This window comes from Psychroserpens sp. BH13MA-6 (genome assembly GCF_052983595.1).
Window position 1 is genome coordinate 58907 of record NZ_JBRJGE010000005.1, and the last position, 26140, is coordinate 85046.

The window sequence follows — 26140 nt, forward strand, 5'->3', positions numbered from 1 at the left end:
TTTTTTTTATGTCTTTATTGAAGTTTTTCGATGGTATTTTTAGGATTCATGAACGCATGTATCAATAAGAATAGTACGAAAAAAATCACCCAATCGTTGTAGAACGTATAGCGCTTGACGGTATGTATACCAATGGCCACCACAGCTATATTGGTAAAAAGTAAAAGCAATCCCAAAGTCATCGCCAGACTTGCATGAGATGTTGTTCTGTATACTGAAATCATCGCTGCTAACAATAGCATGATCATCAGTAAAAAATAGCGCGCATTTCCAAAGGCATGAATTACATTTTTGAGGTATAGTTGCAACCAGGGTTTGAAGTTATCTAATAACAACGGCATAGCCATTTGCTTGGTCAATTGGTCCACTTCTATAAGTGTTTCATTGTAGGAAAGTTGATTTCCGACATGACTTTGTGCTACTGGCAAAACAGTTTCATTGGCAATGGATGTATAGGAGTTAATATAGGGTAAACTCGTTTCAGATTGGTATGCTGGATCTAAGTGATAGATGTTCAAATGTTGACGTTCTAGCGCTTCGTAAACTTTATTGAAGTACTCTTGTTCGTTTTCTGAAGTAAAAACAGTCGCGTCTTCTTTGTCGGCTACGTATAAAGGAGCTGAAATTACCACAATACCTGTCCATGGTGTGCTTACAAAATAATCATGCTTGAGACTATGATAACATTTATCGGCTAGTGAAGTCAGAAAAGGAAGGCATATGAGTGCGATAAGAAACCAAGCGTTTTGTTTGTACGACTTTGGTCTATATGAAATGTAAAACCAAACTAACATGGCCACAGGTACTAAAAAAAAGAATTGACTTCGTGTGAGCATTAGGATAAAAATTAGTGGTAATGCGAATTTGAAATCTTTAGGATTTTTAGTGAGTGTAATACACATGAGTTGTGCAACAATGACCAGATATAACGGATAGGCTAAGGCTTCAGACAAAATATAATTAGCAACGAGATGATTGTAAACGTAGGGTGTTAACAATAGGATTGTTAGAAGCAAGTACCATAGGTTATGAAGATGAATGACTGCTTTTAATTTTTTAATAAAATAATCTACAGCTAAAAGGCCTAGTAAGGTCTGTAATATCACAATAGCCGTTTCGAACCAAGATCCAAAGACCAACTTTACCGTATTTAAAAAAAGAGGATAAGCAGCTGATCTTATGATAGACATACTCAAGTATCCCTCAGAGTCTGGAAGGTACATAGCTGAACGTGAAATACAACAAATAGCAACAGCAATATATATAAAAAGCGACGACCATTTATAAAGTGCTTTTACTAGGGTTTTGTTCATAATCACAGTAACTTTAGGTAAAATTAAATAATAATTTTAGTTTTATCATTGCATAAAAGCACTATTGTTGACAAACAGACCTTTATATAAGACCGCAGATTATACGATTTTTAAGTATGATTCGAGTTACAAAACAGATTGGAACGATTTTATAGACCGATCCAAGTGCGCTACATTTTTATTTCACCGTGATTTTATGGAGTATCATCAAGAACGTTTTGATGATTTCTCATTAATGTTCTTTCATTCCAATGAATTAATAGCTGTGCTGCCAGCTCATAAAGATGGTCCGTTTGTTTACTCCCATCGAGGACTGAGTTATGGCGGATTGGTGTTTTCGCAACAGACAACACGTGATGTAAAGATCAGATCTTTAAAAGTGCTTATGGCATGTCTCAAAATAAATGAGGTGCTGTCTCTTGAAATCAAGAAACTGCCAGATTTTTATGGTAACGAATTTGATTTTACCGATACTGAGCTTTTAAAACATTACAACATTGAAATACTCCAAAAGTCGACCGTTTTAGCACTACCTTATCATTCCGATTATACCATTCATAAGACGAAATTGAAACGCTTTCGAAAATTAGAGTCGAAGGGATTTGAGATTCGTACGGGTTTTTCTGAGTTTGAAAGGTTTTGGAATCAGGTGCTTATTCCTAGACTTGCGGAAAAGCATCAGTCTAAACCGGTTCATACCTTGCAAGAAATGGTTTATTTGCATGGCTGCTTCAAGGATCGCATTCTTCAGTATAATATGTATCATGGCGATGATATTTTAGCTGGAATAACCATATTCAACAAAGGCACTGTTGTCAAATCCCAATATGGGATAGCCACAGCCAAAGGAGAAAAGGAATATGCTTTGGATATGCTTTTTGTATATTTAATTCGAAAATATGAGGCCGATGGCATGCAATATTTTTCCATGGGAACAGTTGATGATAATTCAGAATTGGGAATCAATGAAGGCATGTTGAAACAAAAGCAAGAATTAGGATGCAAAACCTATTCCCAAGATATCTTGAAAATACAAATTGATGATTAAGTTCTTAGATTTAAACAAAATCAACCAGCGATTTGAAGACGCATTTGCCGCTCAATTCAAATCCTTTCTAAAATCAGGATACTATATCAAAGGCGATGAGGTACGTTCCTTTGAAAAGAATTTCGCAGACTATTGTGGAACGAACTATTGTGTGGGAGTTGCAAACGGATTAGACGCGCTAACCCTCATTTTCAAAGCTTATATTGAATTAGGTAAACTAGAGATCGGTGATGAGGTCTTAGTGCCAGCAAATACCTATATCGCAAGTATATTGTCGGTTATCAATGCCGGTTTAAAACCTGTGTTTGTAGAGCCAGATGAAGCCACGTTTAACATCTCAATTTCAGAGATTGAAAAACACATAACGCCTAATGTAAAAGCAGTGATGGCCGTTCATCTTTATGGACAATTAGCCGACATGAAAGCGATTAATGCCATTGCAAAATCACATGGTTTATTGGTGATTGAAGATGCTGCTCAGGCTCATGGTGCATTAGCTACTTCCGAAGGTAAGAAAGCAGGAAATCTGTCTCATGCTGCTGGATTTAGTTTTTACCCTACTAAAAATTTAGGAGCCTTAGGCGATGCAGGAGCTGTAACCACGAATGATGCTGAACTGGCTGATTGCATCAAGCTGCTGCACAATTACGGCAGTTCAAAAAAGTATATCAATGAAAAATTGGGTATCAATAGCCGATTAGATGAATTACAAGCTGGCTTTCTCAATATAAAACTCCCGAAGTTAGATGCAGATAATGATAGACGACGAGAGATTGCACGTCGATATATCCAAGGCATCAATAATCCTAAAATTAAGTTGCCCTACTATTCAAACACAGACGATCATGTCTTCCATGTTTTTGTGATTCGGGTAGAGGATAGGTCTCATTTTATGAGTCATTTAGAGCAAAACAACATCGGCTATTTGATTCATTATCCCAAGCCACCACATCATCAAAAAGCACTATTGCCATTTAAATCTCTATATTTGCCCATAACGGAATCCATTCACAGGACGGTTATAAGTATCCCTCTTAGTCCTGTAATGACGGATAGTGACATAGAAACAATTATTAATGCCCTAAATAATTATTAATTGAAGAACTTAATTAAATACATTAATACTAATGTATTGTTTAAAGTTGCGCATCTCAATTCAGCAACTATTGTTACCAAAATCATAGCTGGGATATTAACTTCCAAGGCGATTGCTATTTTTATTGGTGTTGAGGGTATGGCACTTATCGGAAATCTCAGGAACTTTTTGAGTGCGGTTCAATCAATTTCTATCCTCGGTTTTTACAATGGTGTTGTTAAAACCATTGCTAAGGTCAAGGATGATAGTAAAAAGTTGAGTGAGACCTTGTCTACCGCTTATTACGTCTGCTTTTTCTCGACAGTGATTATGGCGTTTCTGTGTTATTACAATGCCCAGTTTATTAACGACCTATTATTTTCAGCCAACTACAATTATGCGTATGTCATTCAGGTTTTAGCGCTCGCACTGCCATTTTATGCGTTGAATATGATGAGTTTTTCCATCATGAATGGCTTTTCTAATTATAAAATGCTCCTCATCATTAACATCATAGGGCAAATCTTAGGGCTATTGGTGACCTTACTTTTAATCTATGAAGATAATATCGATGGAGCCCTTGTCGCTGCAGTCATTGCACCATCTCTTATATTTTTAATCACCTTGGTTGGTATTATCAACAGACGTAATTTAATGACGTATATCAAAGTTGATCATATACGCTTTAAAATATTAAAGGTTTTTGGACCGTATGCTGCTATGGCTTTGGTTACGGCAATTGCTGTTCCATTAATTTCTATTTGTATCCGTAATTATATCATCTCAGAAATAGGGCTCAAGGAAGCCGGTTATTGGGAAGCCATGAATCGAATTTCTGACTATTACTTGATGTTTATTACATCTATTATCACATTGTACGTTGTGCCTAGGTTTGCGGAAATTAAAAGTAAAAGAGAATTTAGAAAAGAAGTGTTAGGATTTTATAAATCGGTGATGCCTATTTTTGGTCTAGGACTTTTGATCATATACCTGCTGAAACCTTATATCGTACCTTTAATTTTTTCTGAAGAATTTCAACCCGTTGAAAACTTATTCTTATGGCAACTTTTAGGAGATTTTGTCAAGGTCTTGTCATTAGTCATTGCCTACCAATTTCTTGCTAAAAAAATGTTCACGCACTTTATTATCATAGAGGTATTTCTCGTGATCATGCTTTATATTTCAAGTGTGTATCTCATTGATGTATTTGGTGTTGAAGGCGCGGTAATTGGTCATTTTGTAAGCTATTTAATGCATTTTGGTATTGTGTTGCTTATTTTTGGAACATCGCTCTTCGGAATTATTCCGGAAGAGTATAAAGAATAGTAACTCAAAATGTAGTTTATTCATACGGATGCTATAATGAAACAGCGACTCACACACTTTTTTGTAAACAATCCACTTCTCAAGGTGGCGAGTCTCAATTCTGTTTCTGTTGTATTAAGAATTTTATCAGGATTAATCACCTCAAAGCTTTTAGCGATTTTTGTAGGGCCATCCGGTATGGCTTACATTGGGAATCTCCATGATATTATTAATTCTGGTAAGGCCTTTTCTACGCTTGGTCTTGGTAATGGTATTGTGAAATATGTCGCCGAATTAAAAGACAATACCATAGAATTAAGCAAGTCTTTATCAACCGTATTTTATTTTATTTCGGGTGCCGCATTGTTGATGGCCTTCTATGTTTTTTTTAACGCACAAGCCATTAATGATGCCGTTTTTACACGAACTAATAATTATGTGTATATCATCAAACTTCTGGCTTTAATCCTTCCATTATTTGCGCTAAAAACGTTTGTGTTTTCCGTGATGAATGGTTTGTCTAAGTTTAAGCGGATTCTTCGCATCACTATCATCTCGCAAATCATTGGTGTGATTTTAAGTGCTATTTTAATTTGGAAAATGGAATTGAAGGGCGCATTAATCGCTATTCTGGTCATTGAAATAGTGCTGTTCATCATTACCATGTTGAGTCTATCTGATGTTTGGCGTTATTTTAAATTAATTTCCTTTCACCATATCAGTTTTAAGCATGTGAAGAACTTAGGTGCCTTTACCATAATGGCACTATTTTCAGCAACCGTGTTGCCAATAGTGACTTTGTATATTCGGAATTATTTAATTGACGGCTATGGTGATGATATGGCCGGATTTTGGGTAGCGATGCAACGTATTTCAAGTTATTACCTCATGTTTGCTACCTCGTTGATAACCCTTTATATACTGCCCAAGTTTTCAGGAATACATACAGATGGCGGATTTAGAAAAGAAGTTATTGGATTCTACAAAACCATTGTGCCATTGTTTTTTTGTGGATTGGTTCTTATATATGTGTTGAGGAAGTGGATTGTAACTATCATATTTGATGAGGGATTTCTACCAATGTCGGATTTGTTTTTATGGCAGCTTTTAGGAGATTTTATTAAAGTATTGTCACTCGTTTTATCTTACCAATTCTTGGCAAAAAAAATGGTGAAACACTATATTGCTGTGGAATTATTGGCCATTGTGACCTTATTCTTAACGAGTATTTTCTTTATTGATACTTATGGATTGGTTGGTGTTGTTAAAGCACATTTTGTATCATATCTCATTCATTTTACTATCTTGTTGATTGTTTTCAGGAAACCTCTCTTTGGTAAACTAACAAATAGCATTTAATGACAATGATGAAACGTGTAATAGGTAGGTTGTTTATGGGAACTAAAAAGCTTGTTTTTAGTTTGTATTCCAATAATTCCAGAACTAACGGATCTTATAAAGCCATACAGCCTGTTGTTTTAAGAGGAAAAGGGAGCATTCAATTTGGTCAAGACGTTCAAATTGGCGTGATCAATGCACCGCATTTTCATTCGTCTTATGCTTACATAGAAGCACGACATGAACACTCTGAGATACTGATTGGAAATCACGTCAGTTTTAATAACATGTTGTCTATAACCGCGGAGAAGTCTATTCAGATCAAAGACCATGTGCTTATTGGTTATAATTGTCAGATTATTGATAGTAACTTCCATGACTTGCATCCTGATAACAGACAGCAGACAGATCCCAATCCCGAAGTTGTTATTATTGAAAACAATGTGTTTATTGGAAATAACGTCACCATTCTTAAAGGAGTTGTTATTGGTGAAAATTCGGTAGTTGCTTCTGGTGCGATGGTGACAAAATCCTTTCCAGCGAATGTAATAATAGGAGGAAATCCAGCAGTAATTCTAAAGAAGTTAGATTAATTCTCCGTCCATTTAGCCACATAGGTCTTGGCAATTTTAATATAATCATGCTCTTTTTCAATAAAGGCACGTGCCTGCTTTGAGATGGTGTCGATAGCATCGGGATTGGTAATGAGCCATGCCAACTGTTCCACGATTTTTGATACATCGGGTTCTGCATTAATGGCGACACTATTGGGTTCCAAGTCATAAAAATCTAACCATTCTTGTTCCGCACCTGTAAATACAACTTTTCCTTTAGCCATAGCTTCTAAAGCGTTGTAACCTTGATCATAAGCATATACTTGATCCATCACAATGTGGGCGCGATTGTATAATTCGATGTATGCATCGTAAGGAATATCTGTGGTGGTGATAATTTCTACCTGATGCTTAAACTCCTCTTCAATTTTTAGTAAGGCTTTTTCAAATAAATCATTTCCTTTTTTAAAATAATGGGCACTATTGATACCATGAAAAATAATTATTTTGTCTGTCTTGACTGGAGTAATATAGTGTATGATGTCTGTATTAACCGGGTTTGGAATAAGTCCGAGATACTTCGAATGACCTTCCAAAGGCAAATGATAATCCATGTCTGATGCAATCACACCATTGATGCGACTGTAGATAAATTGGTGCAGTGATTTTTGCGCCTCCTGTAAATACATGAGTACTGGATAAAAGTCTTTTTTTGAAATTTTTCCATTGAAATAAGGAGTCAAAATGGAATATTTGAACTTTTTTTTCATGGCGAAATCGACGCTTGGAAAATCACAGCCACACGATAGTAGAAAGACCTTGTCGTTATTTTCGAAAATAAATTTGAGGAGTTGCTCTTCAATTTTAGGAATGGTATTGAACGCCTTTTCATTGATTAACTGAACGATATCATAGCCTTTTAAGTTCGGCTTTTGGGCATTAAACTGACGTTGTATCGATAAGGACTTGAGATCAATTCCGAAGAAACGATGCAACATTTTTCTGAGGATGTTTAAAGGCCCTTTTACAAATTGATGCTTGAGTTTGATATCTACAGGATAGTCTTTGAACCCATCACCATCACCAATGATAACGACTTCGTGTCCTAATTGCTCGAGACCTTCCTTTAAAGAATTATGTAATCTACTAAACTCACCAATTAATAAAATCCTCACAAATACTATATATTTACAACCATAAAATTGTTCTTATCAAAAATATGATAAATTGACAGATGCCACAATGAAAATATGTATTGTTGGAATTTCCTTGGCTAAGGGTGGTGCTGAGCGCTCTATGGCTATGCTTACCGATATGCTTACAGAAAAAGGGTTTGATGTGCATCTTGTCCTGTTGTCGGATATCATAAATTATCCGTTTTCTGGTACTTTGTTTAATTTGGGACAGATTAAAAATACCTCAGGTAACGCCTTACCTTTCAGAGTGTCGAGGTTTAAGAAGCTTCGAAAATATTTGAAGTCTCATCAGTTCGATTATATCATTGATCACCGACCTAAAAACGACTACCTTAGAGAAGTTTTTTACAGAAATTATATCTATCGTGGTATGAAAACAATCTATGTGTTGCATAGCTCAAAACAAGATTTGATAGTCAAAAAGGCACCTCATAAATTCAAAAACATTTTTGGTAGTAATTATTGTAATGTAGCGGTTTCAAGATATATAGAAACGGATATTTTAAAGGCGAATGGCATTGATAATGCAACGACAATTTACAATGCTTATGATCCTCAATGGAAAAATTATGATTTGTCAAAGCCTGAGAGTTTGGGTGATAAAACCTACATTTTATCTTATGGTAGAATTGATGACAGCATTAAAGATTTTAAATTTTTGATGGATGCATTTGACAAGTCCGAGTTATGGCATAATGCCGTTTATCTGGTCATATTAGGAGATGGTAAAGATCAAAACATGTTGGCAACATACGCAGCTTCAAAAGCCGCTAGTGAGTTTATCCTGTTTCATCCGTTAACACCTAACCCCTTTGCCTATGTTTACAATAGTAAGTTTGTCACTTTAACAAGTAATTACGAAGGTTTTCCAATGGTTTTGTTAGAAGCATTGTCGTTAGGAGTACCTGTGGTATCTTTGGATATCATTTCAGGTCCAAATGAAATCATAGACAATAAAGTCAATGGTTTATTGGTTACTGAAAGAAAACCAGCCATTTTCGCTGATGCCATGAAACGAATGTTTCAAGAAGCAGCCTTATATGAAGGGTTTAAATTACGTGCAGTCCAATCGGTGGCACAATTTTCAAAACAGGAAATTTCCGAGAAATGGGAAAAATTATTGAAGAATGAATAAGTTAGAGCACATATCATGGATTGATATTCCAAAAATTAAAGACCCAAGAGGTCATTTAGCAGTCATTGAAAAAGATTGTATTCCCTATACGATTAAACGCGTGTATTACTTGTTTGATGTACCGAGTGATGCTTACAGAGGTGGTCACGCACATAAATTGCAATCGGAACTTCTCATTGCAGTAAGCGGCAGTTTTGAAGTGCTTTTAGACGATGGTCATAGCAAACAAAAAGTCATGCTTAACAAACCCGATAAAGGTTTGCTAATTCCCACAGGTATTTGGAGAGAATTAGAAAATTTTTCGGCAGGATCTGTTTGTTTGGTATTGGCTTCTGACGAATTTGATGAAAACGATTACATCAGAGACTATCAGGAGTTTTTGGATTACGAAGCCACATGATATGCTTTTTTACCACTAGCAGACTTTATCTTCAACAGTATTTTTAAGAGCCATTTTGGGGCATCGATTAAGATCTGATGTTTTAGGGATAAGTTTTTTTTCGATAGCGCATTTCTATAAAAGTTATAAGACGCCGTATCATCATTTAATTTGCTTAAAATCGCTAAAGAAAATCGGTTGCGATCAAGAAATAATTTGAGGTATTTATTGGTGTTTTCTTGTTCGTAATACTTGTCAAATTTTGGTTTAAGACTGAGATTTGTTGTGGTATTGGATAGACTCTCGCGATTATATACATAAAACACCAATATTTTATTGATGAAAACAATGGGATAGTGCAAGCCTATTCGGATCCAAAAATCAGTATCCTGACCGGATGCTATTTGAGGGTCGAATACACCAGTGGTTTGGAGAATTTCCTTTTTGAATACCGCTGTGGAACCGGAAAGAACGGTGTGTTGCTGACTGGACTTAAAATAGTCTAACACCAACGTGTCTGCATCACTTTTAAAACTATAAGATACAGGAATGATCTTTCCGTCATACAAATGTGCCAATGCCGTTGTAAACACACATTTGTCAGGATGTACTACGGTTGCTTCGTGGATGTATTTCAGAAAATCTGGATCCCAAATATCATCACCGTCCAACAGGGCAATGAATACACCTTTTGCGGCGGCCATACCATTGTTTCTGGCTACCGAGGCACCACTATTCTGTTGGTCAATGATTGTAAGTCTCGCATCCTGAAAATTCTGTATCAGTTTCAAACTGTTATCTGTTGAACCGTCATTCACCATGATAATCTCAAAATCAGTGAATGTTTGCGCTAATACAGATTCCAGAGTCTGAACAATGAATTTTTCTTTGTTATAAACCGAAATGACAACTGAAAAGAAAGGCTTCATGGGTTGAGATCTTTATAACAAATGTAACTTAATTTATAGCATTGAAGTAGCATAATGCTTGGGTGTTTCCCTAACAAATTTTTGGTTATTGGCGCTTTCAATCTAGGATACATGACTGATAATAAGTAGTTGATTCGGCATGTTTTTATCAGCTTGAATAGCTTTAATAAGCTATTGTCATTGGCTTTTAAACTGGTGTCGGATTGAATGTGTAGCAACGTTTCTATAGACTGTCTCACTTTGTAGAGGTAATCTTTACTGGATTCCAGACCAAAATGATAGACTTCATTATCAATATGGTGGACCGCATAATTGTTGGTTTTAAGAGCTGCTCCAAAATAATTATCGTAGCCATAACTCCTTTTGGAAACTTGGGATGTAATGATATTAAATACGCTTTTTTTAATGAGGTAATTGGCTGAAATAACGACCTTATAAGGTGTTTTGTTCCTGTTTTTAGCAGGTACTTGCTCTTTAGATTTGCCATAAGACCATCGTAGCATTTGATTGGCTTTTGGAGGTTCAGACTGATAGGCAAACCCTCCGTAAACAGCGTCATAGTCAGATTTTAGATAGGTGATGTAATTTTTGATAAAGGAATCAGACTTCGGAAGGACGTCAGCATCTAAAAACAAAATCCAGTCGTATTGTGCTTTGCTTGCCAATGATTTTCGTGTGGCTACTCGTCCATTATTAACTTCAGATATATAATAATGGGTGAATTTGAGTTGTGATATTTCAGAATTTAAGGAGCTAATATTTTTATCAGAATTATCGTCTATGCAGCATATCTCAAAAGACATATGAGAATCAGTTAATTGCTCGTGAATGGTAGTCACCAGCAAACGAATATCATAGTTATAAACGGGTATAAGTACCGATAGCATGCCTTACATCTTAGGATTCAAAAATACACTTTTTATATCAGAGCAAAACGCTTCTTTTTCAATTTAGATGCCTATTTTGGTACAGTAATTGAATTCAAGTACCTATGAGACAAGTATTCCTATATGTCATTGTAATTCTTTGGGGTTGTCAACTGCCTGCCCAAGAGGTTTTTCATGTCTTCCCTAAGACAGACCCATCAACGCCAGGAAGCGCCTCTGGTGATGGTTCTTTAGATCGTCCGTGGGATTTGCAAACGGCCTTGACTCAAAACACAGATGTTGTCAATTCTGGTGATACTATTTGGTTGCATGAAGGCGTTTATAACGGTCGTTATCTATCAACATTACAAAGCACAAGAGCCAATGAATTTATTACGGTATCTGCTTTTAAAAATGATAAAGTCACGCTGAATGGTAATGTGGACTCTCAACGGAATGTGGTACTGGATGTGAGAAGTAAACAAGTTATTTTTAAAAATTTTGAAATTACGTTTTTGGGATCTTATTCGAGAAATGAAAAAGACAGCAAATTCAAAGCATGTACAGGTGTCCAACACCTCAATGGAGAGCACAGTAGGTTCCTCAATTTAAAAATTCATGACATACCAGGTTTAGGTTTTGGCTCATGGAAGGATGCAGGCGGATCCATTATCGAAAACTGCATCATTTTTAATAATGGGTATCTCGGTAAAAATGGAAAAGGTTTGGGAGAAGGTATTTATGTACAGAATAAAACAGACCTTACAAAGCTGATTAAGAACAATATTATTTTTGGTAATTATTACAAAGGTATTGAAGTGTGGTCTGCTGGTAAAAGAGCGACTTTTGAATTTGTAAAGCATATAACTATTCAAGATAATATCTTGTTTAATAATGGGTTGTCGTCTGGATTTCATCGGGATAATATCATTGTTGGTACGGCAGATAGGAACGGTATAAATATTGCCAGAGATATTAAGATTCTGAATAATGTTATGTATCATAATGCCAATTTTACAACCAAAGAATTGGCGAGAGAAGCCCCTTCTTTAACCTTAGGTTTTAATAAGAATGCGCCTATTGAGAATGTGACGGTTAGTGATAATATCATTTTGGGTCGATCGAATACACTACGGATTTTACATGCGAAATCATTGACCTTTTCGAATAACACGGTATTCACAGGTTATGTGCATTTTGGACTTCAGACTTTAGAGTATGCTGAAGATTGGAATTTCAACCACAACCATTATTTTGTGAACTACCCGCGACCACCTTATCGCATTATAGGTGATAAAGATCATGAATTTGAATCTTGGACATCGACTTTTAATATTGATCAAAATAGCACGTCGTCACCAATAACATCGTTTGATCTTAATCCGGTATTGGCATTGCATCCCTATCGTGATCATCCTAATAAATTCAATGTGGCCATATTCGATAAGGAAGGTGATATGGTCAGTGTAGATTTTTCAGGAACCCATTTAAAACCCGGACACGCATTTAAGATTTACGACGTTGAAAATCCGAGAGACATTTTGGTTTCAGGAAAGCTTCCAGCCAATTACAAAGTAGCAATCCCAATGGCTTTGACTGCCTATGCCCAACCGAAATTCAGTCCGAAAGCAAAAAAGACCTTGTCTAATTTTGGTGTCTTTGTTGTTGAATTTGATGATGAAGCGCCTAAGGAAATACCTTCTCAGAAGCAACGTAATTTGTTGAAACGCTTTTTTAGTTGGTTCCGATTTTAGTAGGAGTTTCCAAGTGATTGGTTATATTTACATGACTGATTATTCACCTCATGAAATTTTACAAAAACTTTATTGTTTTTTGGACCATCGTTTATCTAGGTATTGCGTTTATCGGTAGATTTACTTCGTCTCACAAGGAATATTTTCCTTTTTTTAGATGGTCGCTTTATTCTAAGACACCTAATACCATGAGTCAAGCTTATATTATGGTGACACGTGTAGGTGATTCTACATTTCAAGAGGCTCAAGATGTTAGGAACTTGTGGGACTATCATCATGTTAATGCTGTAGATCTTAATTTAATAGTTCAGGATTTTTTTAAAACTGTAACATCAAAAACTGATTTTAAAGATCACCAATTATTCCATGTGCTTCCGGAAAATTCTGATTTTGAACTTTATGAGCTTTCAGCAGATTTGAGTCTAGAAGATTACAAATCGAGTCAAGTCACTAAAAAAATATTACTCTTTAAAAACGGCGATTATTATTTTGAATGAATTATTGAAAGATCATATATTTTGGCGATTCGTTATTGGTAAAACGTCCGTATTTGAAAAACACAAAGGTGTGTTATACGATGGTATTAAGACAATCATGTCTTTTTTCTATCCCATTTTATTGATGCCTATATTTATTCATTTGTTTAATATTAATGCCTTAGCTAGCTCCAATCTTGTAGAGCCGTTATGGCCAGTATTCTTTCTTGAGCAAGCACATTTATTGGCTGTTTCCTATATGCTTCAAATAAGTTTAATTCTCAGTGTACTCGTTGTTACAATTAAGAACACGCAGTTTATGAGGATCTATGTTTTCTTGAATTATTTTCTCTTTGCCGCTTTAATAAGTTCTTTTGGTAAGATTAATCATGGCTTACATTTTTTGCTCATTCCATTGTTTTGCTTTGCGTTGATACCAAATGAAGGGCGTAAACATTTTAAGGAAAAGACGATTTTAATGTATTTGAGTGCTAAATTCTTTTTGTTGGTTGCCTATAGTTTAACTGGATTTTGGAAATTATTTTGGGGAATTATTGAATACTTTACAGAGCAAGTAAGCCTATTCTCTCCTTTATCTTTTCGAAATATTTTGATTGCCCAATTTGAATTAAAACCCATGACATTTTTGGGAGAATGGCTGATGGAACATTACATCATTGGTTGGATCTTATATATCGTCGTTATATATCTTGAGTTGTTTTCAATAGCGCTATTTTTTAAACCAAATTTGTATAAAATCTGGGGCTTAGCCATTATAGCTATGCATGCTGGATTGGCGTTGGTTATGGATGTGAATAACTATGTCGCTGTTTTGGTACTGGTGTTTTTATTGGTACTGTCACCATTCAATAAATCGACGTCCATAAAGGATACCATCAAAAGTTTACCAATACTAGATGGGTTTGCTTACTTCAGGTCTAGAAAACGGTTTTAAGACTTACGTTGAACAACTTCAAATACCTTGTTTTCATCGCATTTCAATGTTTTACTTGGGTATTTCAAAAGCAAGGCATAGTCATGAGTTGCCATTAAAATGGTGTTTCCGTTTTTGTTGATATCTCTTAAAACTTCCATTACCTCTATACTTGTTTGTGGGTCCAAATTACCAGTGGGCTCATCGGCTAAAATCAGTTCAGGATCATTAAGTAGCGCTCTAGCAATGGCGATTCTTTGTTGTTCACCACCAGACAATTCATGTGGAAATTTAAACCCTTTGGTTTTCATCGCCACTTTATCCAAAACCGTTTCTATACGTTCCTTGATTTTATCTTTCTCTTTCCAGCCAGTAGCTTTCAATACAAATTCTAGATTTCCATTGATGGTTCTATCAGGAAGTAACTTAAAGTCTTGAAACACAATACCGAGTTTCCGTCTTAAAAAAGGAATATCTTTTTCCTTCAATGTACGTAAATCGTAATCCACAATATGACCTTCGCCTTCCGTAAGTTGAAGATCACCATATAGTGTTTTCATAAAACTACTTTTACCACTCCCGGTTTTCCCTATCAGATAGACAAAATCACCTTTCTTCATTTCAAAATTCACATCAGATAGCACCATACTATCTCCTTGATAAATAGAGGCATTTTTGAGTTGTAAAACAGTTTCAGAATTCATTTGTAAGTGGTATTAATAAGCGATGTAAATGTATTATAAAAACCACCAACTACCAATACTGACCAATTTAAATTCTGAAAAATTAACTGATTTACGCTTGTTCACTGGTAGGTGATTCTCTTAACCCTTGAAATGATGAGCTTTTAATAAGTGGTGTATAATTATAGCACGATTCTTGCGTTATAGAAGGGAGATAAATTATCTTTGACATCAATTAAAAATGAATTTAATGACTTTCAGAAATATACGTTTTTTGCTGTGCTTCCTATGGTTTGCTTCCAATAGTCATGCACAGCAATCTGCAGCTTATACCAATGATTTGGTGGCTTATCAAAAAGCCCTGACGCTTTATAATAATAAACAATATCAAGCAGCTCAATCCTTGTTTGAAACACTAAAGGATGACGCACCGAATGAAACTTTAGAATCAGATTGCGCTTACTATATTGCGAATTGTGCGGTCAGGTTGAATCAGCAAAATGCAGACGATTTGATCCAAGAATTTGTAGAAGACTATCCTACTAGTACCAAGCGAAATACGGCCTTTTTAGATGTGGCTGATTATTATTTCGTGAATGGCAAATATGCGTATGCTAGAAAATGGTATGATCAAGTTGATGAAAATAGCATTGGACGATCAGAGCGTGATAAATTCAATTTTAATTATGGTTACACCTTGTATTCAACAGGAGATGAAACAGGAGCCAATAAGTATCTGAATCGGGTGGTGACCTCAAAAGAATACGGTTCTCAGGCTAAGTATTACATAGGATTTATGGCATATGAAGGTGATGATTATGATAAAGCAAATACCTATTTTGATCAAGTAAGTGACCAAGAGAAATACAAAGAAAAGTTGTCTTATTACCAAGCTGACCTCAATTTTAAATTAGGGAAATTTGAAGAGGCTATCAAATTGGCAAAGGAGCAGGTAGATCAAAGTAGTCCGCAAGAAAAATCGGAACTGTCAAAAATCATAGGAGAAAGTTATTTTAATCTCGAGCAATATGCAGAAGCCATCCCTTATTTAAAAGCCTATAAAGGAAAGCGAGGAAAATGGAACAATGTCGATTATTACCAGTTAGGCTACGCCTACTATAAGCAAAGTGATTATGATAGTGCGATTTCTGAATTTAATAGAATCATCGGTGGTGATAATGCAGTGGCACAGAATGCCTACTATCATTTGGGTGAAAGTTACATCAATCTAGATAAAAAAACAGAAGCCTTGAATGCCTTCAGAAATGCGTCTCAAATGGATTACGATTTAAAAATCCAGGAAGATGCATGGTTAAATTATGCAAAAATTAGCTACGATATTGGAAATCCTTATCAGTCGGTTCCACAAGTTTTAACCAGTTACTTAGAAAAATATCCGGATACGAGTTATAAAGACGAAATTGAAACCTTACTCATTGATTCTTATATCACCTCAAAAAATTACAAGGAAGCGATAAAGCTGTTAGACAATAAAAAGAGTTTTGAAAATCGGGTGGCCTATCAAAAAGTAGCTTTCTTTAGAGGTATTGAGTTGTACAATGAAGGAAACTACAACGAAGCAAGCACACTATTTGATGCCTCTATAGATGAAGCGAAAGTACCGCTTTTTACAGCGCGTGCGACGTTTTGGAAGGCAGAAAGTGATTACCATCTCAACAATTATAATGATGCTTTGATTGGGTTTAAGCAATTTAAGCAGTCTGATGAAGCTAGACAATTGGATGAAATTGACAATATTGATTATAACATCGCGTATACCTACTTCAAATTGAAGGATTATGGTCAAGCGACATCCAATTTTCAAGCTTTTATAGACGATCATAAAGACGATAAATTACGATTGAATGATGCCTATTTGAGACTGGGTGATGGTCATTTTGTCACCAGTAATTATACGCAAGCTATTGCGGCATATGATAAAGCCATTGCGCTCAATGAGATTGAAAGTGATTATGCTTTTTTTCAAAAAACGATGAGTTATGGTTATATCGGTCAAGGATCACAAAAGATCCAAGGTCTAGAATCCTTTATTTCTGGATTTCCGAGATCGTCTTTACGGGATGATGCGATGTATGAACTTGCTAACTCCTATGTTAAAGCTAATGACATACAGAAGGCCATGAACTTGTATAATACTTTGAATTCAGAATACCCTAATAGTGTGTTTATTCCGAAAGCTTTGTTGCGTCAAGGTTTGGCGTATTATAACGATAATGATAATGAACTTGCCTTGAGTAAATTTAAAAAAGTCGCTCGTGATTTTCCGGCAACAGATGAAGCAAATCAAGCAGTATCAACAGCACGCCTCATATATATTGATTTAGGCCGAGTTGATGAATATGCCGCATGGGTAAAAACATTGGATTATGTTGATGTGACCGATGCAGAGTTGGATAATACAGCTTATTTGGCCGCGGAAAAGCAGTATTTAGAAAATAATACGGATAATGCGATTCGTCAATTCAATAAATACATCAATGAGTTTCCAAATGGGATTCATGCGTTAAAGTCTCATTTTTATTTGGCAGAGCTCTATTCAAAAAAACAGTTGCCAGAAAATGCAAGGCCACATTATGAGTATGTAGTCTCCAAACAAAAAGGAGAATTTACAGAACAAGCTGTTGTAAAATTATCAGAAATTTATCTTAATAATTCTAATTGGGACAAGGCTATTCCATTGTTGAAACGATTGGAGAACGAAGCTGATTATCCGCAGAATATCACTTATGCACAATCCAATTTGATGCAGGCTTACTATCAAAAAGAAAATTATGCTGAAGCTGTAAATTATGCTGAAAAGGCACTTCAGAATTCAAAAATAGATAATAAAATCAAGAGTGATGCACAAATTATTATCGCGCGTTCTGCAATTAAAACTGGTGACATGCCTAAGGCGAAATCGGCTTATGCACAGGTCGAAAAAATTGCCACGGGAGCACTTGCTGCTGAAGCCTTGTTTTATAATGCTTATTTCAAACATGAGGAAGGTCAATTCGAATCGTCCAATACAACGGTTCAAAAATTAGCGAGGGATTACAGCAGTTATAAATACTATAGCGCAAAAGGATTAGTGGTCATGGCAAAAAATTACGATGCTTTAGGAGATGCGTTTCAGGCTACGTATATTTTAGAAAGTGTTATCAGTAACTTTTCTGAATTTGACGATGTCGTTGCAGAAGCAACAACGGAACTCAATAGAATTAAGGCAGAAGAAGCTAAGACCAATTCGTCTATTCAATCTGATAAGAACTAAGACTTGTTCAAAGTTGCTCGCCACATATTTAAGTCATCAAAAAAAAGAATAGTGATGTTTAAACAAATAAAATTTTTAATAGCCATAGGATTATGGTTCATGATAGTTTCTTGTGGAAACGATGACAATAATAGGGAAGAAGATCTACCACAGAATATCTATGAAGGGTGTTGCTCAACAGAGCCCGTATTTGGACCAAATATCGATAATTTAGATCAAACTGCTGGAGAAATTGAAGTATATACGATTGTAACACAAAATGGCGACGGTATTAATGATCTATTTTCGATACGAAATATTGAATTGTATCCCAATCATTCAGTTACGATTTACGATGCTGACAATGAACAGATTTTTCAATCTACAAATTACGTGAATGGAACGGATTTTTTTCCTGGTTATCCACAAGATGAAGATAATGGTGCTAGCGGGATTCCCAATGGAACGTATAGATATAAGCTAGTTATAGAAAACGAAGAAACCTATCGAAAATCTGGATCATTTTGTGTGTATACATGGATTGATGAAGCACCAAATTTTGAAGGTTGTAATTTAGGTACTGAATTTGATCCAATCATTGCTTTTCCACCTAATTAAAAATAAATGTATTCCTGCAAATTCTTATGTCTGAACGCAGCCAAAGAATTTTGAAAACTTAAAATTATAAACATGCAAAACAAATTCAAATATATCGTCTTAACACTCTTCTGTTTCCACGGAATTTTAGCCTTTGCACAGGATCGTGAAAACGACACGATTGACGCAGGTACCGTAAACGTTGTCAAACCATATACACCAACGATTTCTGATGCGTTTAAAATTAAGGAGACGCCAAATATGAATGACTCCACATCCGCTCAAAAGAAAGAGATTAAGTATAATATTTTTTCCATTCCAGTGGCCTCAACCTTCACACCTGCTAAAGGAAAAGCGGCAACAGTGGATAAAGAAAAGCCAGTCAAGTTATACGACAATTACGCTTCACTTGGTGTGGGAACTTATACCACGATTCTTGGTGAAGTTTATCTCAATCATGAATTAAGTCGCTCTGAGCGCGTAGGTGGTTACTTCAGTCATCATTCTTCGCAAGGCGATATTGACGGTGTCAATTTTGATAATAACTTTTCAGAAACGGGACTTAATGCTTATTACAGTCAAAAACTACGAGATTACTCTTGGAAAGTAGATGGTGGTTTTGAACTTCAGACCTTCAATTGGTATGGTGTTCCAGATCAGAGTATCGATCCATTTGATGTGGACCATTCATTTTATATGGCTAATATAGGCGGACAAATCAATTTCGAAGATGCCATAATAAATAAAGGAAGTGTGTTGTACAGACGATTTGGAGATGATCAGGATTCAGGAGAAAACCGATTTATTTTAAAGTCTGAGTTCGATATTCCTGTGACTGATGCTGCTATTAACACAGAAGTGACGATCGATTATTTAGGTGGCTCCTTTGATCGGTTTTATGCGGCAGAGCAGGAATTAAATTATAGTAATGTCTACTTCGGAATCGCACCAAGTTATCAAATGAAACAAGACGATCTAACTGTTAATTTAGGATTGAATATCGTTTACTTTAATGATAATGAGGCTAGCGATAGTAAGTTTTTTATCTATCCAAAAATTACCGCTAGTTACCGTTTAGTGGATGAGATATTGATAGCTTATGGTGGTATTGAAGGTGGCTTGATTCAAAACTCCTATTATGATTTCGCGCAAGAGAATCCTTTTGTGTCTCCAACACTCTTTATAGGACCAACCGATCAAGCGTATAATGCGTCTGTCGGACTTAAAGGTAAATTGTCTAATAGTATGAGCTACGATATTAGTGGTCATTATCAAGCCGATAATGGTAGAGCATTGTTTAAGGCGAATAGTATCATGGGAACTCCTGAAACGAATTATCAATATGGCAATTCTTTTGGTGTTGTTTATGACGATGTGACCACCTTTTCTGTGGCAGGCGCATTAAATGTCGATATTAATAGGAATTTTAAACTCGGTCTTAAAGCAGAATATTTCGCATATGATACCGATCTTGAAGCTGAACCTTGGAACCTTCCAGATATTAAGGCTTCCGCTTTCTTAGACTATCAAATCGACAAGAATTGGTTTGCTGGTGCGAATTTGTTTTTCTTAGGAGAACGTAAAGATCTTATCACAGAAGAAGGCGTGCTGGTATTGCCGATCCCAACAACGGTGACCTTAGACAGTTATTTTGATTTGAACGCACATGTGGGTTATAGAATTTCAGATCAATTATCTGCCTTTGCGAAGGCCAATAATATTGCGAATCAAGATTACCAGCGCTGGTTGAATTATCCAGTTCAAGGCATTCAGTTTCTCGCAGGTGCGACCTATCAATTTGACTTTTGATTGACCGCTTCTAAAGAACATACATTTTAATGTGATGAAAGCATTCAGTCCCTGAAATCAGATTGAATGCTTTTTGTATTTTTAGGCTTTAAATTGCTATCATGAAAAAACTTAGTTTACTCTTTCTAATTTCCTTGGTATTATCTTGTTCCGAAGAGAAAGTCTCCGTAGATACGATTGTCTATAATGCCAATATCTATACAGTAGACCCTGATTTTAGCAAAGCTGAAGCCTTTGCGATTAAGGATGGTAAATTTTTGGCTATTGGCTCTTCAAAAGAGATCCATTCAAAATACAGTACCACAGACACACTAGATGCTAAAGGTAAGACCGTTTTACCCGGTTTAATAGATGCACATGCGCATTTCTTAACCTTAGGACAGCTTCAAAAACAAGTCGATTTAGTAGGTGTTACAAGTTTTGAAGACATGATAAAACGGGTGTTGGATTTTCAGCAAAAGCATCAGATGCCTTTCATAAAAGGAAGAGGTTGGGACCAAAATGATTGGGAAGATAAAAACATGCCTGATAAAACCATTTTAGATAAATTATTTCCTGATACACCTGTGGCATTAACGCGAATTGATGGTCATGCTTCTTTTTGTAATCAAGCAGCATTAGACCTAGGGAATGTCACAGTTGATAGTGCTATAGAAGGCGGTGAAGTTGAGGTCAAAAACGGGAAACTAACAGGCGTATTATTAGACAATGCGGAACAATTGGTGATGGACCATTGGCCAGATTTTGAAAAGGACCAACTTATAGAGGCCCTCTTAACCGCACAGCGTATTTGTTTTGAAAATGGCTTAACGACCATTTCAGATGCAGGTCCGGATATTTTTACGTCACCTTGGATTGATACTATTCATCTTATCGATAGTTTACAACAGACGGGAGATTTAAAAATTAGACTGTATATGATGGTTCCTGGAACAGCAACCAATTTAGACCATTTTTTAAACAAGGGCATTACCAAGACCGACCGATTGAATGTGCGATCCTTCAAATTTTATGCCGATGGTGCATTAGGGTCAAGAGGCGCACTCTTGCGAGAACCATATACGGATATGCACAGTGCTCATGGTCTTCCAGTCATGTCCTTGAGTCACATAAAAAAATCAGCAGAACGAATAGGGAATTCGGAATTTCAAATGAATACCCATGCTATTGGTGATTCTGCGAATCATTCGGTCTTACAGACTTATACCAAATTACTAAAAGATCAACCAGATAGACGCTGGCGAATTGAACATGCCCAAGTGGTGTCACCTGAAGATTTTGAGTTATTCCATGATATTTTACCTTCTATTCAACCGACGCACGCGACGAGTGATATGTATTGGGCACAGGAACGTTTGGGTAAAGAGCGTATTAAAGGCGCTTATGCGTTTAAACAATTACTGAATGCCTACGGAAAGGTTGCATTAGGCACCGATTTTCCAGTTGAACAGGTCAGTCCGTTTTTAACCTTTTATGCTGCGGTGGCAAGACAGGATCTTGAAAATTATCCGGAAAACGGTTTTCAAAAGGAGAATGGTTTAACACGAGAAGAAACCTTGAAGGGAATGACTATATGGGCTGCTTATAGTAATTTTGAAGAGGATGAAAAAGGAAGCATAGAACCAGGAAAGTTTGCTGATTTCATTGTTATTGATGAGGATATTATGACGGTCGATATAAAAAAGATCCCGCAGATCAAAGTTGAAAAAACCTTTGTTGGTGGATTGGAACAATAATGAACTAATTTTTTGAGAGGGTGATTTTAGATAAATAATCAAAGTGGTCGCCATCCATCATTTTTTCACATTGTAACCCAACCGATTCACAGGCTTGTTGGAGTCTTTCAAAATCCAGATAGAGCCATTTCATTGGCACTTCATCTTCGCCTTTATAGCTCAGATAGTAATCGAGTTCGCCGTAATAATTGGCATTCGTGTCTATCCAAAGTCCGCCATCATCATCTTCGTACATATACTGTATATCAGAAGAATCCATTAATATTTGTCCCTTAGGTTTTAAAAGTGATTTGAGATGTATTAAATATTTAGAGACTTCAGAAAGCTCTTGAAAGATTCCCGTTCCGTTCATCAGTAAGAGTATGGTGTCAAACGTATCCGTTTCCTCTAGCATGTTTTGCTGTTCAACTCGCAACACGCCTCTAGATTTAGCAACACGAACAGCACCTTCAGAAATATCAATAGCCTTCACAGATAGACCTTTCTCTTGAAGGTATAAACTGTGGCTTCCTGATCCACAGCCGACGTCGAGTACCTCACCTTTTGCCAATTGAAGTGCTTTTTGCTCTAGTTTTGGCATTTCAGAGTATGACCTAAATAAATAAGGAAGCGGTAAGTCGTCCTCTCCAGAAATATTGGTAGATGTTATAAGGTCTTCGGTATAATTATTGTTGAAATAATCCTGTAAAGCTTTTCCAAAAAGATCTTTCATAAAATAGTATTTTTGTTATATGCAAGACGTTATCGATCATCTTCCGGAACTCGCCAAAGATAAGCATAAGGAAAATAAAACTTTCTTTGCGAAGCTTAAAAAGAAACCGCCCAAACAATTGGATTATATTATGCAGGAACTTCATGATTCAGAATTTCAGCGTACAGATTGTTTGGAATGTGCCAATTGTTGTAAAACAACAGGACCCTTATTTACACCCAAGGATATCGATCGCATTGCTAAGTTTTTCAAAATGAAACAACAGCAATTTATCGATACTTATTTAAGATTGGATGAAGACAATGATTACGTTTTACAGTCGGTTCCTTGTACATTTTTGGGTCATGATAACTACTGTTCAATTTATGATGTAAGACCGAAAGCTTGCAGAGAGTTTCCACATACAGATAGGAAGAAATTTCATCAAATAGCGCATTTAACCATGAAGAATGTGGCTATTTGTCCTGCTGCATTTAACATTGTAGAGGAGATGAAGCGACGAATAAATAAGTAAACTGAAGAAATTATGAAACACATATTCTTGATATTGACTTTTGTAATTGGTGCATCTCAAGTAAGTCTGTCGCAAGATTGGCTTACGTCACTTGAAGTCGCCAAACGCCTGGCGTTAGTTCAGAATAAAATGATTTTTATGATGTGGGAAGACACGGCATATGCACCATACCCAGTCATTATAGATGATGCTAATGGTCTCAGTGTTGTTGAAGATGATCTTTTCAAGGCGACTTATCTCAATCCATTAATCTGGGATCATTTTGTGCCAGTGCTTGTGAGTGAGTCCATGTATAAGGATTTGTATGATGATATAAAGCAAGGTAAAAGTCAGGCGTATCTTGATAAGTTTAATGATGATTCGATCAAAATAATGGATGTGAACGGTAATATCTTAAACACCAATTTAATTTATGATGAGGTGATTAACCTCACCGAACTGATAAGGGTTTATCATCTGGATACCTCATATTTGAAAGGAGAATTAATCAGTTATAGCTCGAACAAAAACTTTACCAGTACGTACTATTTGGCATCTAAATATACGGATATGGCGATTTACATTAATGAGAAAGCAAGAGCAGAGATGATTCGATTGGCCAAGCTCTATTTGGATGAAGCCACCATGTTATTACAAAATGAGAATTCAGGGCAGAAAGCTATGTTGCAACAGAAAATTGAGTTGCTTGAGCTTCAACAATTATTAATTTTAAATAACCCTAGAAAAGTACTTAGGAAATTAAAACGATTAGATCCTGCAACCATTGATAAGCGAAATGAGACCATGGTGGCTTTTCTATACATCACGGCACATAGATTACTAAAGGATGAAGAAAGCGCGAGTGCGTATCGTGACAAGGTGTCTGTTGCCGAATTCGAGAAGTCCAATGCTATTCTCACGATTTACAAATAGAAGACGGAGGCCTTATTCACATAAAGCAATTCAATCATTCATTTTTAGTATCTTTAATATTTAAAATCACAGGTTGTGGAAACGATAATAACATATTTTGAAACAATACCATCCTTGCATCGAAGTTTAATATTGGTTGGAGGAATCACTTTGTTCTGGTTGCTTGAAGGTACGTTGCCATTATTCAATTTTAAGTATAAAAAATGGAAACATGCCTTGCCAAATTTGTTTTTTACATTAACGACGATTGTTGTTAATTTTGGTCTAGCATTCCTTCTCGTAGGAACGGCAGATTGGGTGTCTCAACATCAATTTGGTATTATTAATTGGATTCCTAATTTACCCTTATGGGCATATGTGTTATTAGGTGTTTTGTTGCTCGATTTTATTGGTGCTTATCTTGCGCATTTTGTTGAGCATAAAGTCAAACCGCTTTGGATGGTACATTTGGTACATCACACCGATCACAATGTGGATACCACAACCGCTAATAGGCATCACCCTCTAGAAAGTATTATTAGATTTGCCTTTACATTAGCAGGTGTTTTTATTATAGGAACGCCTATTGCTATTGTGATGTTGTATCAATCTTTATCTTTAATTGCTACCCAATTTACGCATGCCAATATCAAAATGCCGAAAAAATGGGATAAGGCTTTAAGCTATGTTTTGGTATCGCCAGACATGCATAAAGTTCATCATCATTATGTGCTACCTTACACGGATTCTAACTACGGAAATATCTTTTCAATATGGGATCGCATCTTTGGAACGTATATGGAACTTGATCGCGAAAACATAATTTATGGTGTTGATACATTTCCAGATGAAGAGGCTAATGGCAAGATTGGTGTGCTTCTGAAACAGCCATTTCATAAGTACAGAAAACCAACAACAGTTCATACAACTGACTAATATTGGATTCCTAAAAGTTTTTTTAATGGCATCATCTGACCGTACAAGACAACGCTTGTTGGGTGATTTGCATGGCGTAACGCTTAAATATACTGTATGAAATAGGACTTTCCGTTTGCACATCTTTAGTCTCAATAATTACTGGGTACAAATGAAGATAAAACGATAAATTGGTCATACTTCGGTTTTATTTACCGTTCATGGATTTTTTTGCTTTACAACTCTTAAAACCATGTAGTTTTAAAGTTCGGGGATTACAATAAGCTATTAATTCAGATTTGTTGACGTTAACCAACGTTTACATATGCGATCACTATTTGTAATGCTCATTTTTTGTTTAGGAACTTCCCTAAATCATAAAGTTCAGTCTCAAAATCAATTTGCGAAACTCGAGAAAAATGTCAATGTAAGAGCTCAGAGTTTAGAGCATAAACTCAATGCTTCAAGAGACACCTTACTCCTTAAAAGTGATATGAACATACAACGGGTGTATTCTGTAAGTATGGATTATAAACGTGAAATTGATCTGGCGATTCATAAGAAAACAACGGCTATTCCGCTTACAAATCTAAGCAATGGTAAACATGTATTTGTAGTGAAACAATCAGGTATGCGCATTGTTTTCGTCATAAAAATAATTGGTAATGACGAACAGCTTTTAGCCATGGACGACAACCTGTTAGTGACTAAAAATAACCACTAACGGA

General features: G+C 35.9%; 24 protein-coding genes. 18 read left to right on the forward strand and 6 right to left on the reverse strand.

The genetic code is table 11. The features are described 5' to 3' along the window. Nucleotides 1–14 precede the first annotated feature (14 nt). Nucleotides 15–1313: a hypothetical protein gene (locus ACU8DI_RS11535; RefSeq protein WP_447112935.1), complete on the reverse strand. Its 1299-nt coding sequence runs from the start codon at nucleotides 1311–1313 to the stop codon at nucleotides 15–17. A gap of 67 nt (nucleotides 1314–1380) precedes the next feature. Between ACU8DI_RS11535 and ACU8DI_RS11540 the strand changes: the two genes are divergently transcribed. The 5 genes from ACU8DI_RS11540 to ACU8DI_RS11560 are packed head-to-tail and all read left to right on the forward strand — an operon-like array spanning nucleotide 1381 to nucleotide 6672. Beyond that, a complete protein-coding gene (locus ACU8DI_RS11540; RefSeq protein ID WP_447112936.1) occupies nucleotides 1381–2361 on the forward strand; it encodes a GNAT family N-acetyltransferase in 981 nt (326 codons plus the stop codon). Further along, the gene (locus tag ACU8DI_RS11545) at nucleotides 2354–3457 is read left to right on the forward strand and encodes a DegT/DnrJ/EryC1/StrS family aminotransferase (protein WP_447112937.1); all 1104 of its coding nucleotides are present in this window, start codon (nucleotides 2354–2356) and stop codon (nucleotides 3455–3457) included. The genes ACU8DI_RS11540 and ACU8DI_RS11545 overlap by 8 nt, the downstream gene beginning before the upstream one ends. Next, nucleotides 3458–4762 carry an O-antigen translocase gene (locus ACU8DI_RS11550; protein WP_447112938.1) on the forward strand — a complete coding sequence of 435 codons (1305 nt, stop codon included), beginning with the start codon at nucleotides 3458–3460 and terminating at the stop codon, nucleotides 4760–4762. A 36-nt stretch (nucleotides 4763–4798) separates the two neighbouring features. After that, the gene (locus ACU8DI_RS11555) at nucleotides 4799–6100 is read left to right on the forward strand and encodes an O-antigen translocase (RefSeq protein WP_447112939.1); all 1302 of its coding nucleotides are present in this window, start codon (nucleotides 4799–4801) and stop codon (nucleotides 6098–6100) included. Nucleotides 6101–6105: 5 nt separating this feature from the next. Then, on the forward strand, nucleotides 6106–6672 hold the full coding sequence (locus ACU8DI_RS11560; RefSeq protein ID WP_447112940.1) for an acyltransferase: 567 nt from the start codon (nucleotides 6106–6108) through the stop codon (nucleotides 6670–6672). Here the strand turns inward: ACU8DI_RS11560 and ACU8DI_RS11565 are convergent. Then, nucleotides 6669–7808, reverse strand: a complete 1140-nt coding sequence (locus tag ACU8DI_RS11565) for a glycosyltransferase (protein WP_447112941.1) — start codon at nucleotides 7806–7808, stop codon at nucleotides 6669–6671. The two genes, ACU8DI_RS11560 and ACU8DI_RS11565, sit on opposite strands and share 4 nt — an antisense overlap. A 52-nt stretch (nucleotides 7809–7860) precedes the next feature. Here ACU8DI_RS11565 and ACU8DI_RS11570 point away from each other — a divergent pair, with 52 nt between their 5' ends. Both ACU8DI_RS11570 and ACU8DI_RS11575 read left to right on the forward strand, forming a co-directional pair. Continuing rightward, nucleotides 7861–8964, forward strand: coding sequence for a glycosyltransferase (locus ACU8DI_RS11570; RefSeq protein ID WP_447112942.1), 1104 nt, complete (start codon nucleotides 7861–7863; stop codon nucleotides 8962–8964). Further along, complete coding sequence (locus ACU8DI_RS11575; protein WP_447112943.1) at nucleotides 8957–9364, forward strand: sugar 3,4-ketoisomerase; 408 nt, start codon at nucleotides 8957–8959, stop codon at nucleotides 9362–9364. The genes ACU8DI_RS11570 and ACU8DI_RS11575 overlap by 8 nt, the downstream gene beginning before the upstream one ends. Here the strand turns inward: ACU8DI_RS11575 and ACU8DI_RS11580 are convergent. Both ACU8DI_RS11580 and ACU8DI_RS11585 read right to left on the reverse strand, forming a co-directional pair. Then, nucleotides 9349–10272 carry a glycosyltransferase family 2 protein gene (locus tag ACU8DI_RS11580; RefSeq protein ID WP_447112944.1) on the reverse strand — a complete coding sequence of 308 codons (924 nt, stop codon included), beginning with the start codon at nucleotides 10270–10272 and terminating at the stop codon, nucleotides 9349–9351. The genes ACU8DI_RS11575 and ACU8DI_RS11580 overlap by 16 nt on opposite strands. Further along, nucleotides 10269–11159: a glycosyltransferase family 2 protein gene (locus tag ACU8DI_RS11585; RefSeq protein WP_447112945.1), complete on the reverse strand. Its 891-nt coding sequence runs from the start codon at nucleotides 11157–11159 to the stop codon at nucleotides 10269–10271. Before ACU8DI_RS11585 ends, ACU8DI_RS11580 begins: the two co-directional genes overlap by 4 nt. Before the next feature lie 104 nt (nucleotides 11160–11263). On the opposite strand from ACU8DI_RS11585, the gene ACU8DI_RS11590 reads away from it, so the two are divergent. Genes ACU8DI_RS11590 through ACU8DI_RS11600 form a run of 3 tightly spaced genes read left to right on the forward strand, consistent with a single transcriptional unit; the run spans nucleotide 11264 to nucleotide 14323 of the window. Further along, the gene (locus ACU8DI_RS11590) at nucleotides 11264–12892 is read left to right on the forward strand and encodes a right-handed parallel beta-helix repeat-containing protein (RefSeq protein WP_447112946.1); all 1629 of its coding nucleotides are present in this window, start codon (nucleotides 11264–11266) and stop codon (nucleotides 12890–12892) included. Nucleotides 12893–12942: 50 nt separating this feature from the next. Then, nucleotides 12943–13389, forward strand: a complete 447-nt coding sequence (locus tag ACU8DI_RS11595) for a hypothetical protein (protein ID WP_447112947.1) — start codon at nucleotides 12943–12945, stop codon at nucleotides 13387–13389. Further along, the gene (locus tag ACU8DI_RS11600; protein ID WP_447112948.1) at nucleotides 13382–14323 is read left to right on the forward strand and encodes a hypothetical protein; all 942 of its coding nucleotides are present in this window, start codon (nucleotides 13382–13384) and stop codon (nucleotides 14321–14323) included. The genes ACU8DI_RS11595 and ACU8DI_RS11600 overlap by 8 nt, the downstream gene beginning before the upstream one ends. On the opposite strand, the gene ACU8DI_RS11605 is transcribed toward ACU8DI_RS11600, so the two are convergent. Then, nucleotides 14320–15006, reverse strand: coding sequence for a cell division ATP-binding protein FtsE (locus tag ACU8DI_RS11605; protein ID WP_447112949.1), 687 nt, complete (start codon nucleotides 15004–15006; stop codon nucleotides 14320–14322). The two genes, ACU8DI_RS11600 and ACU8DI_RS11605, sit on opposite strands and share 4 nt — an antisense overlap. Before the next feature lie 229 nt (nucleotides 15007–15235). Here ACU8DI_RS11605 and ACU8DI_RS11610 point away from each other — a divergent pair, with 229 nt between their 5' ends. The 4 genes from ACU8DI_RS11610 (at nucleotide 15236) to ACU8DI_RS11625 (ending at nucleotide 22380) form a co-directional block, all read left to right on the forward strand. After that, on the forward strand, nucleotides 15236–18259 hold the full coding sequence (locus ACU8DI_RS11610) for a tetratricopeptide repeat protein (RefSeq protein WP_447112950.1): 3024 nt from the start codon (nucleotides 15236–15238) through the stop codon (nucleotides 18257–18259). A 54-nt stretch (nucleotides 18260–18313) separates the two neighbouring features. Continuing rightward, entirely contained in the window at nucleotides 18314–18856 is a 543-nt protein-coding gene (locus ACU8DI_RS11615; RefSeq protein ID WP_447112951.1) for a T9SS type B sorting domain-containing protein, read from the forward strand. 72 nt (nucleotides 18857–18928) lie between these two features. After that, nucleotides 18929–20644 (forward strand): TonB-dependent receptor, encoded by a 1716-nt coding sequence (locus tag ACU8DI_RS11620; RefSeq protein WP_447112952.1) that lies wholly within the window; start codon nucleotides 18929–18931, stop codon nucleotides 20642–20644. Between the two features lie 101 nt (nucleotides 20645–20745). Further along, nucleotides 20746–22380: an amidohydrolase gene (locus ACU8DI_RS11625; RefSeq protein WP_447112953.1), complete on the forward strand. Its 1635-nt coding sequence runs from the start codon at nucleotides 20746–20748 to the stop codon at nucleotides 22378–22380. 4 nt (nucleotides 22381–22384) lie between these two features. Here ACU8DI_RS11625 and ACU8DI_RS11630 read toward each other — a convergent pair whose 3' ends face one another. Further along, the gene (locus tag ACU8DI_RS11630; protein WP_447112954.1) at nucleotides 22385–23092 is read right to left on the reverse strand and encodes a class I SAM-dependent methyltransferase; all 708 of its coding nucleotides are present in this window, start codon (nucleotides 23090–23092) and stop codon (nucleotides 22385–22387) included. A 19-nt stretch (nucleotides 23093–23111) separates the two neighbouring features. Here ACU8DI_RS11630 and ACU8DI_RS11635 point away from each other — a divergent pair, with 19 nt between their 5' ends. From ACU8DI_RS11635 to ACU8DI_RS11650, 4 genes are all read left to right on the forward strand, one after another. Continuing rightward, nucleotides 23112–23606 carry a YkgJ family cysteine cluster protein gene (locus tag ACU8DI_RS11635; RefSeq protein WP_447112955.1) on the forward strand — a complete coding sequence of 165 codons (495 nt, stop codon included), beginning with the start codon at nucleotides 23112–23114 and terminating at the stop codon, nucleotides 23604–23606. Between the two features lie 12 nt (nucleotides 23607–23618). After that, nucleotides 23619–24518: a hypothetical protein gene (locus ACU8DI_RS11640; protein ID WP_447112956.1), complete on the forward strand. Its 900-nt coding sequence runs from the start codon at nucleotides 23619–23621 to the stop codon at nucleotides 24516–24518. Between the two features lie 75 nt (nucleotides 24519–24593). Beyond that, nucleotides 24594–25433 (forward strand): sterol desaturase family protein, encoded by an 840-nt coding sequence (locus ACU8DI_RS11645; protein ID WP_447112957.1) that lies wholly within the window; start codon nucleotides 24594–24596, stop codon nucleotides 25431–25433. A 304-nt stretch (nucleotides 25434–25737) separates the two neighbouring features. Further along, complete coding sequence (locus ACU8DI_RS11650) at nucleotides 25738–26136, forward strand: hypothetical protein (RefSeq protein ID WP_447112958.1); 399 nt, start codon at nucleotides 25738–25740, stop codon at nucleotides 26134–26136. The last annotated feature ends 4 nt before the right edge of the window (nucleotides 26137–26140 follow it).

What these genes read in the sequence shown, in the direction of transcription:
- ACU8DI_RS11535 (WP_447112935.1), bottom strand. Translation starts at nt 1,313, where the DNA reads ATGAACAAAACCCTAGTAAAAGCACTTTATAAATGGTCGTCGCTTTTT.
- ACU8DI_RS11545 (WP_447112937.1), top strand. Translation starts at nt 2,354, where the DNA reads ATGATTAAGTTCTTAGATTTAAACAAAATCAACCAGCGATTTGAAGAC.
- ACU8DI_RS11555 (WP_447112939.1), top strand. Translation starts at nt 4,799, where the DNA reads ATGAAACAGCGACTCACACACTTTTTTGTAAACAATCCACTTCTCAAG.
- ACU8DI_RS11560 (WP_447112940.1), top strand. Translation starts at nt 6,106, where the DNA reads ATGATGAAACGTGTAATAGGTAGGTTGTTTATGGGAACTAAAAAGCTT.
- ACU8DI_RS11575 (WP_447112943.1), top strand. Translation starts at nt 8,957, where the DNA reads ATGAATAAGTTAGAGCACATATCATGGATTGATATTCCAAAAATTAAA.
- ACU8DI_RS11580 (WP_447112944.1), bottom strand. Translation starts at nt 10,272, where the DNA reads ATGAAGCCTTTCTTTTCAGTTGTCATTTCGGTTTATAACAAAGAAAAA.
- ACU8DI_RS11585 (WP_447112945.1), bottom strand. Translation starts at nt 11,159, where the DNA reads ATGCTATCGGTACTTATACCCGTTTATAACTATGATATTCGTTTGCTG.
- ACU8DI_RS11590 (WP_447112946.1), top strand. Translation starts at nt 11,264, where the DNA reads ATGAGACAAGTATTCCTATATGTCATTGTAATTCTTTGGGGTTGTCAA.
- ACU8DI_RS11595 (WP_447112947.1), top strand. Translation starts at nt 12,943, where the DNA reads ATGAAATTTTACAAAAACTTTATTGTTTTTTGGACCATCGTTTATCTA.
- ACU8DI_RS11605 (WP_447112949.1), bottom strand. Translation starts at nt 15,006, where the DNA reads ATGAATTCTGAAACTGTTTTACAACTCAAAAATGCCTCTATTTATCAA.
- ACU8DI_RS11610 (WP_447112950.1), top strand. Translation starts at nt 15,236, where the DNA reads ATGACTTTCAGAAATATACGTTTTTTGCTGTGCTTCCTATGGTTTGCT.
- ACU8DI_RS11615 (WP_447112951.1), top strand. Translation starts at nt 18,314, where the DNA reads ATGTTTAAACAAATAAAATTTTTAATAGCCATAGGATTATGGTTCATG.
- ACU8DI_RS11620 (WP_447112952.1), top strand. Translation starts at nt 18,929, where the DNA reads ATGCAAAACAAATTCAAATATATCGTCTTAACACTCTTCTGTTTCCAC.
- ACU8DI_RS11625 (WP_447112953.1), top strand. Translation starts at nt 20,746, where the DNA reads ATGAAAAAACTTAGTTTACTCTTTCTAATTTCCTTGGTATTATCTTGT.
- ACU8DI_RS11630 (WP_447112954.1), bottom strand. Translation starts at nt 23,092, where the DNA reads ATGAAAGATCTTTTTGGAAAAGCTTTACAGGATTATTTCAACAATAAT.
- ACU8DI_RS11635 (WP_447112955.1), top strand. Translation starts at nt 23,112, where the DNA reads ATGCAAGACGTTATCGATCATCTTCCGGAACTCGCCAAAGATAAGCAT.
- ACU8DI_RS11640 (WP_447112956.1), top strand. Translation starts at nt 23,619, where the DNA reads ATGAAACACATATTCTTGATATTGACTTTTGTAATTGGTGCATCTCAA.
- ACU8DI_RS11650 (WP_447112958.1), top strand. Translation starts at nt 25,738, where the DNA reads ATGCGATCACTATTTGTAATGCTCATTTTTTGTTTAGGAACTTCCCTA.